At 35.4% G+C, this 16,148-nt stretch carries 14 protein-coding genes; 9 read left to right on the forward strand and 5 right to left on the reverse strand.

What is annotated here, in order from left to right; genetic code table 11:
* Positions 1-338 precede the first annotated feature (338 nt).
* Positions 339-1,199: a DMT family transporter gene (locus J3U74_RS05900; RefSeq protein WP_267329525.1), complete on the forward strand. Its 861-nt coding sequence runs from the start codon at positions 339-341 to the stop codon at positions 1,197-1,199.
* Here J3U74_RS05900 and J3U74_RS05905 read toward each other — a convergent pair whose 3' ends face one another.
* Positions 1,200-2,159: an AEC family transporter gene (locus J3U74_RS05905; protein ID WP_267329526.1), complete on the reverse strand. Its 960-nt coding sequence runs from the start codon at positions 2,157-2,159 to the stop codon at positions 1,200-1,202.
* 18 nt (positions 2,160-2,177) lie between these two features.
* Entirely contained in the window at positions 2,178-2,951 is a 774-nt protein-coding gene (gene yaaA / locus J3U74_RS05910) for a peroxide stress protein YaaA (RefSeq protein WP_267329527.1), read from the reverse strand.
* Positions 2,952-3,027: 76 nt separating this feature from the next.
* Between yaaA and J3U74_RS05915 the strand changes: the two genes are divergently transcribed.
* Both J3U74_RS05915 and rnz read left to right on the forward strand, forming a co-directional pair.
* Entirely contained in the window at positions 3,028-3,255 is a 228-nt protein-coding gene (locus J3U74_RS05915; protein WP_220217378.1) for a YccJ family protein, read from the forward strand.
* A 6-nt stretch (positions 3,256-3,261) separates the two neighbouring features.
* Positions 3,262-4,179, forward strand: a complete 918-nt coding sequence (gene rnz, locus J3U74_RS05920; protein WP_267329528.1) for a ribonuclease Z — start codon at positions 3,262-3,264, stop codon at positions 4,177-4,179.
* Between the two features lie 24 nt (positions 4,180-4,203).
* Here rnz and argE read toward each other — a convergent pair whose 3' ends face one another.
* On the reverse strand, positions 4,204-5,361 hold the full coding sequence (gene argE / locus J3U74_RS05925) for an acetylornithine deacetylase (RefSeq protein ID WP_267329529.1): 1,158 nt from the start codon (positions 5,359-5,361) through the stop codon (positions 4,204-4,206).
* 267 nt (positions 5,362-5,628) lie between these two features.
* Here argE and J3U74_RS05930 point away from each other — a divergent pair, with 267 nt between their 5' ends.
* The 3 genes from J3U74_RS05930 to J3U74_RS05940 are packed head-to-tail and all read left to right on the forward strand — an operon-like array spanning position 5,629 to position 10,650.
* Complete coding sequence (locus J3U74_RS05930; protein ID WP_267329530.1) at positions 5,629-6,702, forward strand: HlyD family secretion protein; 1,074 nt, start codon at positions 5,629-5,631, stop codon at positions 6,700-6,702.
* A 13-nt stretch (positions 6,703-6,715) separates the two neighbouring features.
* Positions 6,716-9,514 (forward strand): ribosome-associated ATPase/putative transporter RbbA, encoded by a 2,799-nt coding sequence (gene rbbA, locus J3U74_RS05935; protein WP_267329531.1) that lies wholly within the window; start codon positions 6,716-6,718, stop codon positions 9,512-9,514.
* Positions 9,515-9,519: 5 nt separating this feature from the next.
* On the forward strand, positions 9,520-10,650 hold the full coding sequence (locus J3U74_RS05940) for an ABC transporter permease (RefSeq protein WP_220217373.1): 1,131 nt from the start codon (positions 9,520-9,522) through the stop codon (positions 10,648-10,650).
* Positions 10,651-10,835: 185 nt separating this feature from the next.
* Here J3U74_RS05940 and J3U74_RS05945 read toward each other — a convergent pair whose 3' ends face one another.
* Both J3U74_RS05945 and J3U74_RS05950 read right to left on the reverse strand, forming a co-directional pair.
* Complete coding sequence (locus J3U74_RS05945; RefSeq protein ID WP_267329532.1) at positions 10,836-12,101, reverse strand: Y-family DNA polymerase; 1,266 nt, start codon at positions 12,099-12,101, stop codon at positions 10,836-10,838.
* Complete coding sequence (locus J3U74_RS05950; RefSeq protein WP_267329533.1) at positions 12,101-12,544, reverse strand: LexA family protein; 444 nt, start codon at positions 12,542-12,544, stop codon at positions 12,101-12,103. The genes J3U74_RS05945 and J3U74_RS05950 overlap by 1 nt, the downstream gene beginning before the upstream one ends.
* Positions 12,545-13,040: 496 nt before the next feature.
* On the opposite strand from J3U74_RS05950, the gene J3U74_RS05955 reads away from it, so the two are divergent.
* The 3 genes from J3U74_RS05955 (at position 13,041) to J3U74_RS05965 (ending at position 16,058) form a co-directional block, all read left to right on the forward strand.
* Positions 13,041-13,469, forward strand: coding sequence for a hypothetical protein (locus J3U74_RS05955; RefSeq protein ID WP_220217370.1), 429 nt, complete (start codon positions 13,041-13,043; stop codon positions 13,467-13,469).
* Between the two features lie 247 nt (positions 13,470-13,716).
* Positions 13,717-14,493 carry a TonB-dependent receptor plug domain-containing protein gene (locus J3U74_RS05960; protein ID WP_267329534.1) on the forward strand — a complete coding sequence of 259 codons (777 nt, stop codon included), beginning with the start codon at positions 13,717-13,719 and terminating at the stop codon, positions 14,491-14,493.
* Positions 14,481-16,058 (forward strand): TonB-dependent receptor domain-containing protein, encoded by a 1,578-nt coding sequence (locus J3U74_RS05965; protein ID WP_267329535.1) that lies wholly within the window; start codon positions 14,481-14,483, stop codon positions 16,056-16,058. The genes J3U74_RS05960 and J3U74_RS05965 overlap by 13 nt, the downstream gene beginning before the upstream one ends.
* Positions 16,059-16,148 lie beyond the last annotated feature (90 nt).

Genomic DNA, 16,148 nt, shown 5'->3' on the forward strand with positions numbered 1-16,148 from the left:
ATGCGCTTGTTCGTAAAAGTTATCAAAAACTTTTTAGCAAAGTCGCAAAAATATAATTTGGCGCACATTATGCCACAATTGAACTTTTTTGAGGATGATTGTTTTTGAAGATGATTGTTTTAAAAATTGCTATTTGTTTAGCAAAGTTTAGGTAATATGACTTATTCGTCGGATTTATAATCCAATATATCAGAAATTATTGTTCTTTATAAAAGCAATCAGTAAATATTTTCATTATTATTTTATCTGTTGTACACAATTCAAATCCCATAATGTTTACAAGTGTAAGATGAATTGATACGATGCAGCCCATTTATCATTCTTTATTGTTATCAATTATGTCTTATCTTATTTTCGTGACCATTGTTTGGTCATTTTCATTTAGTTTAATTGCGATTTATATAAGTGGGCAGGTGGATACTTGGTTTGCTGTTGTGATTCGAGTGTTATTGGCTTTTGTTACTTTTATTCCTTTTTTACGTTTTGGCAACATTTGCCTTAAGCAAATGCTGTTATTAATGGGAGTAGGGGCGTGTCAATTAGGGATTATGTACTTTTTTTATTATAACTCTTTTCAATACATATCCGTGCCGGAAGTTTTATTATTTACAATTTTTACGCCAATTTATGTGACTGTCATTTATGATTTATTGCAAGGACATCGTCTCAGAGTAAATTATCTACTTACCGCTGTTCTAGCTGTCATTGGTGCAGCCATTATTCGCTATGATCATATTAGCCAGGATTTTATTATTGGATTTTTACTTGTTCAAGGCGCAAATATTGTCTTTGCTTTGGGGCAGGCTGGTTATAAACGCATTATGGAACTCTACCCTTTACCGCAACATCAAGCATTTGCTTGGGTTTACCTTGGTGCGGTAATTGTCGCAAGTTTAGGGTGGTGGTTATTTGGTGATTCATCCAAATTACCCACAACCAATATACAATGGATAGTCATTGTCTGGCTAGGCGTAATTGCATCAGGGTTGTGCTATTTTTTATGGAATTATGGGGCGACAAAGGTTGATTCGGGTACGTTAGCTATTATGAATAATGTCGTTATCCCGTCAGGCATTTTAGTTAATGTTATTGTTAGTCATCAATCTATTGATTGGGTGCGGTTTTTAATTGGTAGTGCAGTCATCGTTTTAGCATTAAAATTACACTACAAAGTGAAAAGTAATGCTAGCAAGGGTTAATTAAGTAAAAGGTAGTTGCATCATAATCGATAAAATCAACGGTGTTGTGATAGACGACAATGCCGTTGAAATTAGCAAACTCGACGCAATAGGTCCTTGAAGTACTTCAAATTGTCGAGCCATCATATAACAATTTATAGCTATCGATACTGAGCTTAATAAAACAACGACTTGCAGCTCTAGTGTTGGCAAACCGATTATCTTAGCTAAAATATAAGTAACAATCGGTAATATGGCTAATTTTAATATACAAATAGAGCCGGTAAGCAATAATTCATCCCGAATTTTATATTCTGCCAGTCCCATTCCTAATACAATCAATGACAATGGCGCAGTCATATCACTAACCATTTTGGCTGATTTATCAATAAATTGAGGTAATGGTATGCCGGTAAAGTTGACTACAATTCCTACAAAAATACCTAAAATAATTGGGTTTTTTGAGACATTTTTAAAGGCTTTAACAAAACCTTTAGTTGAAAGTTTCCCCATTTGAACAAACTCAATGCAAACTGTGGCAAGTGTCCAAAGTATCAGTGCATTGAAAATAACAATTATGGCAACAATTGGAATGGCGTTATCGCCTAACAACATTTTAATTATCGGTATACCGACAAAGACGGTGTTTGTGTAAATACCGCCCATTGCAAACATAGTGCTTTGAGTTCCATTTAATTTAAAGCATTTCGAAGCAATGATGCAGCCCAATGCAAAAACAATAAAGGAACTTCCAAAAAAGACCAACAACAATTTAATATCGATTTGCGAATGCTCAGAAAAATGGCTCATAATTTGAAAGAGCATAATTGGAAAAGCAATATAAAAAGTAAATTTAGTTAAACTATCGGTTACTGTTTTTTGCCAACGCCCAATTTTAATCGCTAAGTATCCTAATAAGATCAGGACAAATAGGGGCAAAGTCGCTAAAAACTGTTGTCCTAATGTTGTGAGAAATTCCATCTATCTTTGTCTATCGTGTTATGCATGGTTTCGAATAAAGAACCATTCTAATTCAGTTGAACGTTTTGAATCAAACTGATAACCTTCTAAATTAAAACTTTTAATATCATTACTTTGATTAATATTATTTTTGATAATAAATCGGCTCATTAACCCACGGGCTTTTTTAGCATAAAAACTGATAACTTTAAATTCGCCTTTGCTTTTATCTAAAAATACAGGCTGGATGATGCTTGCTTTGAGTTGTTTTGCTTTTATTGCCTTAAAGTACTCGTTAGACGCTAAATTGATCAAAGTTGGATTGGCTGATTGAGCAAGTTCCTTGTTAAGATAATCAGTTAACTTATCACCCCAGAACTGATAAAGATTAGAATTATGATCATTTTTTAATCTTATGCCCATTTCCAATCGATAAGGTTGGATCAGATCAAGGGGTCTTAATACACCATAAAGCCCTGATAATATTCTTAAATGGGATTGAGCAAAACTCAAATCTTTATCCGTAAAATCTTCGACATGAAGACCTTCGTAAACATCGCCTTTGAATGCTAATATCGCTTGTCTGGCATTATCAGGGGTGAAATTAGCATGCCAATCTTGAAATCGTTGATAATTCACTTCAGCCAACTTAGGACTGATGGACATTAATTTAGCTAATTCATTAGCTGAAAGTTTTTTACACACTTCAACCAATTGTTGAGTTTCTGGCATAAATTGTGGTTTAGAATAATCAGAAGTGATTAATGGACTTTGATAGTCAAGCGTTTTTGCAGGTGAGATGATCGTTAACATAAAGCTATTGCCCTATTGTAATTTGGATGAATTGGGGTTATTTTACACTTAATCTAATCAAATAAGGAGTCTTAATATGAATTCTACCAAAAAAGAAATACATGATATTCGTTCTTGGGCAAGTATTCGCGAAACTTCTATTGAAATTGCAGAGGCTATTTTTGAGTTAGCAAACTATGATGAAAAATTGGCTGAACAGATTTGGTCGGAAGGCAGTGATGAGGTTTTACCACTAGCATTTTCGAAAACCAAAGCAGATAAACTATTTTGGGGCGAACAAACTATTGAACGCAAAAATATCTAAAACATTATGAAATTAACTTTTTTGGGAACCAGTGCAGGGTCGCCGACACAAGAACGTAATGTCAGTAGTATTGTGTTAGATCTGCGGGAAGAGAGAGGAAAATTATGGCTTTTTGATTGCGGTGAAGGAACACAAATGCAAATGTTAAAAGCTAAATTAAGCCTTTCAAAACTTGAAGTTATTTTTCTTACTCATCTACATGGCGATCACCTGTTTGGTTTACCTGGGGTACTTACCAGCCGTTCTTTAATGCAACACCAATCTGCTTTAACGTTAGTTGGACCTAAAGGAATTAAGCAATTTATTCAAATAGTTATTGACTTGAGTTATTCATGGCTATCTTATCCGCTTAATATTATTGAATTAGAGCATGATTGTCTGGTTTTCGATGATAATAAGTTTTTTGTCGAAGCAAAATTATTGCAGCATCGAGTGCCAAGTTTTGGTTATCGAATTATCGAAAAAGATTTGCCGGCCAGATTAAACATCGATAAATTAAGAGCAGATAATATTGATATTGGCCCACTTTATTCACTTTTGAAAGCGGGGCAGAGTGTAACGCTTAATGACGGTCGAGTGATTAATGGTTTTGACTATCTGGATGAAGTGAGGAGCGGGAAAAAGATTGCTATTTTAGGCGATACTATCCCTTGTGATGCCTCGATTGAATTAGCAAAAGAAGTAGATCTATTAGTTCATGAGGCAACGCAAGAACATGCACTTGAAGAAAAAGCACTTGAGCGAGGGCATTCTACCACTATTCATGCAGCAACGATTGCTAAGCAAGCCAATGCTAAACGACTGATTATGACACATATTAGCCCTAGATATAGTTTGGAGAAAAATGAAAAATTAGTGAACGAAGCAAAAAGCATATTTAATAACAGTGAAATAGCTATAGATTTTGCTTCATTCAATATTTAATTTCTTTTACTTAGATTCGGCTAATTAAAGGCAAAAATCTTTAATCAATCTTTCAAGTGTCATTTTTGTTGGTTTCAAAAAGTCCATTGAAATAAATTCATCTGGTTGGTGTGCTTGTTCAATTGACCCTGGACCGAGCACAATGGTTGGTGAAATTTGATTTAAGTAAGGTGCTTCGGTACTGTAATTGACAGTTTGCGCAGTGTGACCAACCAGTTTTTCAATATGCTGTAGAGCCGGATGATCTTTTTTACATTCATAGCCGGGAATTGGTGAAACTTCGTACTCAATAGCAACCCGATTTGGGTATTGTTCCATAACTGGTTTTAGCGCTTCACAAAGTGCGTTATATAACGAATCAACATCATTATTTGGTAAAACACGAATATCAATAATAAGTTCACAGCATCCACATATACGGTTAGCCGCATCTCCACCATGAATAACACCCAAATTAAGCGTTGGATAGGGCACGCTAAACCCGTCATTATGATATTGCTCTTTGAATTTTTGTTTAAGGATTAATAAACGTTCAATGACTAAATGCATTACCTCAATAGCATTAATTCCTTTATCGGGATCACTTGAATGTCCCGATTTACCAATTACTTTTATCGAGTTAGAGATAAATCCTTTATGTGCTCGTATCGGAATTAATGAAGTCGGTTCGCCGATTATGGTACAGTCGGGTAGAAGTTGGGTATTTCTGGCAAAAAATGATGCACCGGCCATGGATGTTTCTTCATCGGCAGTAGCAAGAACATATATTGGTTTAGTTAATTTTTTTAGATCAATATCGCGTAGCGCATCTAAGATAAAAGCAAAAAAGCCTTTCATATCGGCTGTACCTAAACCATACAATTTATTGTCTTCTTCAGTTAATTTAAAAGGGTCTTTAGTCCATTGACCGTCATCAAACGGAACAGTATCACTATGTCCACTTAATAATAATCCACCTTGTGTTTTATTATCACTGTTGGAGTAGGTTGCTAACATATTGAATTTTTGGCGCGTATTAGGAACGGGCTGAATTTCAATTGTAAAGCCTAACTCTTCAAACCATGTTGCTAATTTGTCGATTAAAGGTTTATTGGAATAATCTAATTTTTCATTAGAAACATTACTAATTGTCGGTGTTGAGATTAATTCGTTATAAAGCGTTAAAAAAGAGGGTAAAGCCATGAAATTCACCTTTAAATAAAAATATACAATAGATCCATTTAGAATTTTCTAAGCATAGCATTTACTTCATTATTTGCCTATAACTAACCGATAGAGTTTAATCGCTTAGCTAAAATTAGCTTTTATTGCGCTTATTTCATGTCTTGATTTAATTTATAATAAACATTTGCTATTATTTAACAAATTATGGACAAATAGCATATAACGATTAATTCTTTCGTTAAGCTTGATATTAAAAATTAATCAGTTTAAAACAAGGTATTGGTTATGAAAAAAATAAGCAAAAAATGGATTATTATTGTACTTGTTATTATTGCTATTAGTTTTATTTTATGGCAACAATTTAAGCCTGAAGGTTATGGCGCCGATTTTACCAATGGAAATGGGCGTATTGAAGCAACTGAAATTAATATTTCAACTAAATTAGCCGGAAGAATTGAAAAAATTAATGTCGATGAAGGCGATTTTGTTAAAGCAGGCCAAGCGCTTGTTGTGATGCAAACTGATACTTTGCAAGCACAATTGAATGAGGCTCAAGCGCAGCTTTTGCAAGCAGTCAGCAATGAAACTAGTGCGAAAGCTCAAGTCGCCATTAAAATCAGTGATAAAGCAGTCGCATCAGCAGTAGTTAATCAATATGCCAGTGATTTAGATATCGCCGAAAAACATCTTCAACGAACAAAAACCCTTTCCCAAAAAGGGGCATTATCCATACAGCAATTAGATGATGATACGGCGAAAGTAAACAGTGCCAAAGCTACCCTAGATTCGGCAAAATCCAAAGTAGTTGCTGCCGATGCAGCAATTGACGTTGCTAAAGCTGAATTACAAAGCGCTCAATCTGCTATCCAAGTTGCTCAAGCGAGTATAAGACAAATTCAAGCAGACATTGATGATAGTACTTTAACTGCGCCTGTTGATGGACGTATCCAATACCGTATCGCTCAATTAGGGGAAGTTTTACCTTCTGGAGGTAAAGTCTTAAATTTAGTTAATTTATCTGATGTTTATTTAACCTTCTTTTTACCTGAAACAATAGCCGGGAAAGTAGCCATTGGTGATGAGGTAAGACTGGTACTTGATGCGCTACCTGAAAAACCAATCTCAGCCAAAATCTCTTTTGTTTCTAGCGTCGCTCAATTTACTCCGAAAACAGTGGAAACCAAAGATGAGCGTCAAAAATTGATGTTTAGAGTAAAAGCCCAATTAAGTCCGGAATTATTGAGATGTTATATCACTCATGTTAAAACAGGATTACCTGGCGTTGCTTGGGTTCGACTTGATCCTAAAACTGAATGGCCAGCCGGCTTATCTGATATTGCTAAATGTCCAACAAAATAATTGGAGATAGCTTATGTCAGAATCAGACAAACAGGATTTAGTGAACTCCGCAGAAACTAGCTCCGAAGATGATGCTGTCGTCAAAATCAGCGATGTTAGTTTGCATTATAAGAAAAACTGTGCGTTATCCAATATTAATTTAGCTATTCCACCTCGATGCATGGTTGGATTAATTGGTCCTGATGGTGTTGGTAAATCTAGCTTACTTTCACTCATTGCAGGTGCTCACGTTATTCAAGAAGGATTAGTCTATGTTTTAGAAGGTGATATGCGTGACAAAGACCATCGTAAATCGGTTTGTACTCGTATCGCCTACATGCCACAAGGGCTTGGAAAAAATCTTTACCCCACCTTATCTGTTGAAGAAAATCTTCAATTTTTTGCCCGTTTATTTGGTAATGATGCAGCAGAGCGACGCCGTCGTATTGATGAGTTAACACGAAGTACCGGATTATATCCTTTTTTATCAAGACCTGCTGGCCGTTTATCTGGCGGTATGAAGCAAAAAGTCAGTTTATGCTCTGCTTTAATTCACGATCCGGATTTGTTAATTTTAGATGAGCCAACCACCGGTGTTGATCCACTTTCAAGAGCGCAATTTTGGCAATTAATCAATAAAATTCGTAAACAAAGACCACAGATGAGTGTCATTGTTGCAACGGCTTATATGGATGAAGCACAAAACTTTGATTGGTTGGTTGCTATGTATGGGGGAAAAATCTTAGAAACCGGCACGCCTAAATCATTATTAGCTAAAACCGGTAAAGATAATTTAGATGATGCGTTTATTCAGCTAATGCCTGAAAGTGCCAGACAAGGTTATCAAGCGGTTGAAATTCCACCATTAGATCTAAATAAAGATTTGCAAATAGCTATTGAAGCTAAAGGATTGACTAAACAATTTGGCGATTTTATAGCTGTAGATCACGTTAATTTTTCTATTAAGCAAGGTGAGATATTTGGTTTTTTAGGCTCAAATGGTTGTGGAAAATCAACGACAATGAAAATGCTGACCGGGTTATTGCCCATTTCATCGGGTGAAGCATGGTTATTTGGTAAACCTGTAGATGCCAGTGATATTAATGTCAGACGACATCTTGGCTATATGTCGCAAGCTTTTTCTTTATACAGCGAATTAACTGTCGAGCAAAACCTGGTTTTACATGCTCGCTTGTACGGTATCAATGAAAGTAAAATTCCTGCACGCGTACAAGAACTACTCAAACGTTTTGGTTTAGTGCAAGAAGCGCAATATCTACCCGATAGTTTGCCTTTAGGTGTCAAGCAGCGATTATCTTTAGCCGTTGCGGTAGTGCATAATCCAGAAATTCTTATCCTTGACGAGCCCACTTCCGGTGTTGACCCTATCGCACGTGATGACTTTTGGCGTTTGATCATTGAACTTTCTCGCAAAGATAAAGTTACCGTTTTTATAACGACACACTTTATGAATGAAGCAGCAAGATGTGATCGCATCTCATTAATGCATGCCGGTAAAGTGCTAGCCAGTGATACGCCAGATAATATTATTGCTGCTAAAGGGGCAAAAACGCTAGAAGAAGCTTTTATAAACTACTTAATCGATGCAGGCGCAGACGATAATCATACTGAAGAAAATTCAACCACAGCCGAGAAATCTTCGCCAGAAAATCAAATACAAAAAACGCAAAACCCGCATTTTAGTGGCTTTAGTTTAACACGGATGATTGGGTGTTTATGGCGAGAAACGCTTGAATTATCGCGCGATCCCTTACGAGCTCTATTGGCTTTGTTAGGTTCGGCTATCTTAATGTTAGTCATGGGGTACGGTATTACAATGGATGTTGAAGATCTACGTTTTGCTGTTCTTGATCGTGATCAAACAGTGGTTAGCCAAAATTACACGCTTAACTTATCGGGTTCTAAGCGATATTTTATTGAAAGGCCACCGCTGACTAATTATGACGACATGGATGCACGATTACGTAGTAATGATATTGCGCTGGCGATCGAAATTCCCCCTAATTTTGGACGAGATATACAACGTGGTGATCCGGTTGATATTGCTGTATGGATTGACGGCGCTATGCCACTACGAGCTGAAACGATTAAAGGTTATGTTCAAGGCATGCATCTTGCGTGGTTAAGCCAAAAAGTGAAAGAAACCACCGGAAGTGATTCAACTAGTTTGGCCAATATTGAAACTCGATATCGTTATAATCCGGATATCAAAAGTTTGCAATCAATGGTGCCAGCCGTTATTCCTATATTACTTCTTATGATCCCTTCAATGCTTGCAGCATTATCTGTTGTTCGTGAAAAAGAGATGGGATCTATTATTAATCTCTACGTGACGCCAGTGACAAGAGCAGAGTTTTTATTAGGTAAACAGGTACCATACATTATCATTTCGATGTTGAGTTTTCTGTTACTACTTTTTATGGCTATCACTATTTTTGGTGTGCCGATAAAAGGAAGTCTCTTTACTTTATGCCTTGCGGCTTTTGCATATTGTATCATTTCAACAGGACTAGGCTTACTTGCTTCAACCGTCACTCGTAGCCAAATCGCCGTTATCTTTTTGACCTGTGTAGGCACAATGTTACCAGCAATTCAATTTTCAGGATTACTTAACCCGGTTGCTTCTTTAGAAGGAAGTGGTCGTTATATTGGTGAAGTTTATCCAACCACGCATATGTTAATTATTGCCAGAGGCGTATTTAACAAAGCACTAGGGCTTATTGATTTGCACCATTCTATTTTGGCTTTAATCATCACAATTCCAATTGTGCTTGGTGCCAGTATTTTGCTTCTTAAAAAACAGGATGGATAGATATTATGCAAAGTTTAATTAATATTTATCGTTTAGGTATTAAAGAGCTTTGGGGACTACTACGTGATCCTATTATGCTGTTGCTCATTGCTTATTGTTTTACCTTTGATATCTATATTGCCGCGACCGCAACATCAGATTCATTACATCACGCCTCAATAGCTGTTGTCGATGAAGATGATTCGCCACTATCAAGACAAATTACTGCCGCTTTTTATCCACCGATGTTTAACAAACCTGTTAAGTTATATTCCATGGATGAAGTGGATCGTGGAATGGATACTGATAGTTACACTTTTGCGTTAAATATCCCACCTAATTTCCAACGTGATGTGCTAAATAATCAAAGCCCTGAAATTCAACTCAATATTGATGCAACGAGAATGGGGCAGGCTTTTGTTGGAAATGGTTATATTACTCAAATTATTACTGGTGAAGTTACACAATACGTTAATCGTTATAGTCAAGCAACTAATTTACCTGTTAATATTCAAGTTCATACAGCTTTTAACCCCAATTTAAGCCGATCTTGGTTCGGTTCTGTTATGGAAATTATCAATATTGTCACAACGTTATCGATTATTCTTACCGGTGCGGCTTTAATGCGAGAGCGAGAGCATGGCACAATTGATCATCTTCTTTCCATGCCAGTGACGCCATTTGAAATCATGATCTCTAAAGTTTGGTCAATGGGGTTAGTCGTCTTGATATCAACATGGGTAGCTTTGCTGTTAGTTGTGCACAGTTGGCTTAATGTACCAATTGCTGGCTCGATTACGTTGTTTCTTGTCGGGGCGGCACTGCATTTATTTGTGACAACGTCACTTGGAATATTTATGGCAACGGTTGCTAAATCAACAGCTCAATTTGCGATGTTACTTATTTTGATATTGCTGCCATTGCAAATGTTATCTGGCGGTAGTACACCAAGAGAAAGTATGCCTGAGATCGTTCAAAATATTATGATGTTTGCCCCTACCACTCATTTTGTCGAATTAGGGCAGGCAATATTGTATCGAGGAGCTGGTCTAAATGTCGTTTGGACTTCTTTTGCATGGTTATTGGCAATTGGGACAGTTTTCTTTTTATTTGCTTTAAAACGTTTTCGTAACTCCATTGTTAATATGGGATCCTAAAAGCGTTGATATAAATGTAAACCAACAATCCGGTATTGTTGTTATTATTGCGCCATTATGAAATGCTGATTTACCTTTATGATTTGAAAATGCCTATAGTGAACTAGAAACATCAGCCCAAATTATTTGGCGCATTGCCATAATCGAGTTATTTGTAGAATATGTTAAGATTGTTTAGGAAAATATTATCTCACTAATGGTAATTCGTTCCAACGAGTAGTATAACGTTTACTTAATAGCTCTCGTTTGATTTGCCATGGTGCTGCTTTTCTGGTTCCACCTAATGAAATGGTATTTTTCCCCATTTTTTGATTTATCAGATCAATTGTTTTCATTAACTGATCATTCTTATGTTGTAAAGTTATTGATTGTTCAGTAATAAATAAATCAGACTGACAATAGTTATCTTTCGCCTTTAGATCAAGTAACATCACGCCAGATTTCATAAACATAAATCCCTTTTTATAAATTGTTTGTAACCCTTTTTGTGCTGCACGAATAATTAATCTTGAATCGTCAGTTGGCGAACTAAGCGGTACAACTATCGATGGATTATATTGAGCTAAATCCTGACGAAAGTGGTTTGTTTTTAAAAAAACAAGTACAGCATTTGCGACTGATTTTTGTTGCCTTAGTTTTTCTGCCCCTCGGCTTGCATGAATACGAATAGCTTCCTGTAAATCAAATAATTCGCCAGTTAATTGACCAAAACTACGAGATGTCATAATATTTTTTTTCGGGGTAGAAAGATCATCCAATTCTATACAGCTTATTCCATTTAGTTCAAGTATTGTGCGTTCAAGTACGACTGAAAATTGTTGCTTAATTTGTTTTAAGTTAGCACGACGAAGATCTAACGCAGTAGTAATACCTAGGTTTTGCAATTTTTGAGCAATACGCCTACCAACTCCCCAAATTTCATCAATAGGAAATGTTTTTAATATATTATCCAGTAAGTTGGGATCATCAGGAAGACAATAAACGCCTTGATGAATGGGTTGTTTTTTAGCAATATGATTTGCTAACTTTGCTAAAGTATGGGTATGACCAATACCGATACTCACCGGAATGCCTGTATCACGTTTTACAACTGCTCTTAAGTTTTTGCAATGTGTTGTGACATTTGTAAATCCGGTTAATTGAATAAACGCTTCATCAATAGAGTAGGGTTCAATATCAGCAGTATAATGACGAACTGTATCAAATACACGCTCACTCATATCACCATAAAGTTCATAATTAGAACTCAATAATTTAATTTTTCTTCTAATTTTGGGTTCAATTTTGTAAGCTGGCATTCCCATTGGCACTAAAGGTTTGAGCTCATTAGAACGAGCGATAACACATCCATCATTATTGGATAAGATACCAATGGGTTTTCCTTCTAATTTTGGGTTAAAAACACGTTCACACGAAGCATAAAAATTATTACAGTCAATTAATCCTATCATCAATGGCCTCGTTTTCGTAACGAATGAATGGTATGTATTACCACTCCCCAAATGTGGACATCTTTACCAGTTAGCGAAATAGGGGGATACTGTTTATTGCCGGATAATAAGTAGTATTGTTCTTCAATTATACCTAAACATTTACAGGTTAATTCACCGTCAACAGCAGCAACAACTATATCGTCTATTTTGGGTTCTAAAGATCTGTCAACAACTAATAGATCTCCACTGTAAATACCATAATCAATCATTGAGTCACCTACAGCTTTAATATAATAAGTCGCGCTAGGATGTTTGACTAAATGCTGTGTCAAATCAAGCTTGGTTTCCAAATAGTCATCGGCCGGTGAAGGAAATCCTGCTCTAACCGGTGTATCAACTAAAGGTAAATAGTTTTTGATTGAATTATCTACAATCCCTAATACTACACAATATTTATTCAAGAAAATTCTCCTAAAAACAACACGAAATTCATCAAATATTTTTATATCTGTTGATGCCATGTATAAATATACAGTATTTGTTGCCTGATTCAATAAAAAGAATGTAAAAAAAAAGAAATCCAAAATAATTACTGTTTAGTAAGTTTTTTTCCTTATTAATAAATTTTGTTATATGCTGTAGATCATAAAAAAGTATATTGCTTAAAATCTAAACGCCAAATAACTTAGATAAGCTTTATTACTTAAAAATTTTCTGTTGTATAGCTAAACTTTTATTATGATGATAAACAAAAAGGGTAAATAGGGATTGTTATTTAGAAATGATGATTTTTAGTGCCTATTTGATTTGAAAAAAGTTAAAATATATCCCAAATAAAAAATAAATTAATTGAGAAATATATCGGTTTACGGTCTAACGTAAAAAGTAATGCACTGCTGTCTATTCGTTTTTTTAGGTTCTATACTTTTTTAATTCATTAACAAAAGGAATAATACCATGAAAAGATTTTTGAGATTAGCATTATTGTTTTCTTGGATTTTTACCATTTCTTATGCTTATAGTGCTCAATTACCACCTGTTGCTAATATTACAAAAGGGTTAGCTGATAGTGCTAAAAATTCACTATTAGGTCCTAAGGAAAAATTCCCGGTTAAAGTCGAAGGCGGCTATGAAGTGGCTAATATTTTTTCTTATCTCAATTATGTTATTTTTGAATATAATATGCCAACAGATAGTCAAAGTATGTCTATTAGCGATTTTTCAGAAAATATTCGACAAGGTCTTAGTGACCAATTTTGTGATAAGCCAGATGTGATTGACGCATTAAGATTATATGATATTCGTTTTTTATTTCGCTTCAAATTTACCGATAATCGCAATATACCTTCCACGTTATCAATTGATGAAATTTGTGACAATAAATAGATTGGAGCAGATTAAAAATCCAAAAAATAGATATCGCCCTCATGTTAAACAGAGGGCTTTTTTATGTTCAGCGTATTTTTAAATTTATCGAAGATATAAATTAATTTCAAATTTTGCTATTTATTTATACCCAAAAAACCTATACTTCCTAACTCTCATATGATAATGATTATCATTATTATTTATGTGGGTAATATTAATTTAGTTGTGTTTATTTAATAACTATGCTTTTTAAAAGGAACTAAGTATGGGATATAAGAAAATAAGTATACTGTTACTCTGTATGAGTTTTTCTCTTCAAGCAGAATCTTCAACTGGTGAGAATATTTCATCAGAAAACAAAGATGAACAAGAATTACAGACAAAAAGGAATAAAAGTAACGTAAATAGTGAAGATATCGATGATGTTATTACCGTGATAGCAAGATCAAACTCACAAGATCAATTGAAAAAAATTAATAGCGTTATTGCGGGGCGATCAACACTTACATCAGGTTTGATAGATCAAAAACAAGCAGATAATGTAGCTGAATTACTCAATACATTACCAGGCGTGAGCGCCGCCGGTTCGGTTAGACCCGGTGGACAGACGTTAAATATTTGGGGATTTGGCAAAGTAGAAGATGTAAAAATTATTGTTGATGGTGCACAAAAAGGTTTCCAAAAATACCAACAAGGCTCGGTTTTTGTTGAACCTGAATTGCTTAAACGGATTGAAGTGAATAAAGGCCCGCATGATGTCAAATTTGGCAATGGTGGATTTGGTGGGGTAGTAACTATGGAAACTAAAGATGCGATTGATTTACTCGATCCTGATAAATATGTTGGTGCTTTAGTTAAATATAGTTTCCATTCAAATAATCATCAAAATATGGTAACAACTGCTGTTTACGGTAGAACAAAAGATGATATGTTTGATGGACTGTTTTACTACACTAACCGCGATAGTGGCAATTTTAAAAGACCGGATGGTTCTCGATTTGTATTCCAGAAGATGATATGGACACCTATATGGGGAAATTAAATTTTAGACCTAATGAAGAGCATACGTTCACGATATCCGGTATCCGCTCAAAACGAGATTCATGGCAGCCATGGGCAGCAAAATATGTCGAAAAGATGACGCCGCCAACGCCTGCTCAAATTAAAAAATATGGATATAAAGCAGCTTGGCTAAGAAAATTAGTCAAACGTGATCAAACAGATGAATCAGCGCAATTTAAATGGAACTATCAACCAACTTATAATCCGTTAGTCGATTTTACCTTACGTGCCACATATTCAAAAACAAAGCAACATGACACGAGGCCGGCCAAATATAATCCGGTTTCTTCTTTAGGTACCATGGGCAATGAGAGTTGGGTCAGTTACACTGATAAAACTGTTGAGCTTGAAAATAACAGTATTTTTACTACAGGGCCAATTGATAATGTTCTAAAAATTGGTGCGCAAGTGCATTTGCATGATCGTGATACGTTGATGTATTACAAAAATTATGAGAAAAAACCAAATTATAATCATGGTTATTTCCAACCTGCTTATATGCCTTCCGGAAAACAACAAAATTATAGTTTTTATCTACAAGATGAATTATCGATTAGCAATTTTGTCTTAACGCCAAGCCTTCGATACGATTATGTTCGTAATCACGGTAAGAAAAATTATGCATCAGCTTATAATGATCCGGATCCTCGTTATGGACACAATTATTCGCCTGTTACCTATGCCGGTTGGACACCTAGACTGGGTTCATATTGGCAAGCGACAGAAAATATCGGATTTTTCGGTGATATCAGCTATGCATGGCAAGCACCGACTATTGATGAAACTTATGAGGTTCAATTCACACCTAAAAATGGTGGTAGTGGTAAAATCTCTGCAACCAGTCGCAATTTAAAAAAAGAGCGTGATTTGTCGATTCGAGTGGGAAATATCCTCGATTTCAATAATCTAATGTTAGACGATGATAAATTACAAGTTCGAAGCACTTTATTTAGACAGCGTGTTACTAACGAAATTTTTGTTACTCGTGGTTTTAATGGCTCTATTTGTGGACCCGGTAAATCGTGTCCGGTTGGCCAATCTAATTATCGAAATCTGCCCGGAAAGTTAGTGGTAAATGGATTTGAACTAGAAACTTTTTATGATAGTAAATATTGGTTTGCCAGTGCAACTTATTCCATTCAAAAAGGAGAGCGAGACACCGCGCCACAAGCTCCATGGATGCATAACAAAACTTATGTTGCGACAATTTCACCTCGTACAGCAACTTTAACTACCGGTTTTAAAATTCCTCAATGGAATTTAAGAGCAGGTTGGAATGCTCAATTTGTCAGAAAACAAGATCGAACAGGGTCAGAAGATAGAAATCATGATGGACTTGCTGATCTTGGCGCGTATGGTTTAGGTCGTTCATCAGGTTATTCATTACATAATTTATTTGCAACCTGGCAGCCAACATTTTTACCAAAAGCTGAAGTTAAACTGGCCGTTGATAATATCTTTAACAAAGATTATCGACTATATTTAGGTGAAAATACTTATGGTTTAGCACGCAACTTTAAAGCAAGTTTTTCATATAAATTTTAATACTTATCTAACATTAAACTGTTAATTGGTAAGTTTAAAATAATTGAAAAAGTATTGCAGGATACTTGTTGAAAAAACGAAGTGTTGATG

This window comes from Gilliamella sp. B3892, assembly GCF_026536305.1.
Classification (GTDB): Bacteria; Pseudomonadota; Gammaproteobacteria; order Enterobacterales; family Orbaceae; genus Gilliamella.

Coding starts and splice junctions, on each gene's coding strand:
- J3U74_RS05930 (WP_267329530.1), top strand. CDS start 5,629: ATGAAAAAAATAAGCAAAAAATGGATTATTATTGTACTTGTTATTATT.
- J3U74_RS05955 (WP_220217370.1), top strand. CDS start 13,041: ATGAAAAGATTTTTGAGATTAGCATTATTGTTTTCTTGGATTTTTACC.
- argE (WP_267329529.1), bottom strand. CDS start 5,361: ATGGCTTTACCCTCTTTTTTAACGCTTTATAACGAATTAATCTCAACA.
- J3U74_RS05965 (WP_267329535.1), top strand. CDS start 14,481: ATGGGGAAATTAAATTTTAGACCTAATGAAGAGCATACGTTCACGATA.
- J3U74_RS05915 (WP_220217378.1), top strand. CDS start 3,028: ATGAATTCTACCAAAAAAGAAATACATGATATTCGTTCTTGGGCAAGT.
- J3U74_RS05940 (WP_220217373.1), top strand. CDS start 9,520: ATGCAAAGTTTAATTAATATTTATCGTTTAGGTATTAAAGAGCTTTGG.
- yaaA (WP_267329527.1), bottom strand. CDS start 2,951: ATGTTAACGATCATCTCACCTGCAAAAACGCTTGACTATCAAAGTCCA.
- rnz (WP_267329528.1), top strand. CDS start 3,262: ATGAAATTAACTTTTTTGGGAACCAGTGCAGGGTCGCCGACACAAGAA.
- J3U74_RS05960 (WP_267329534.1), top strand. CDS start 13,717: ATGGGATATAAGAAAATAAGTATACTGTTACTCTGTATGAGTTTTTCT.
- J3U74_RS05900 (WP_267329525.1), top strand. CDS start 339: ATGTCTTATCTTATTTTCGTGACCATTGTTTGGTCATTTTCATTTAGT.
- J3U74_RS05945 (WP_267329532.1), bottom strand. CDS start 12,101: ATGATAGGATTAATTGACTGTAATAATTTTTATGCTTCGTGTGAACGT.
- rbbA (WP_267329531.1), top strand. CDS start 6,716: ATGTCAGAATCAGACAAACAGGATTTAGTGAACTCCGCAGAAACTAGC.
- J3U74_RS05905 (WP_267329526.1), bottom strand. CDS start 2,159: ATGGAATTTCTCACAACATTAGGACAACAGTTTTTAGCGACTTTGCCC.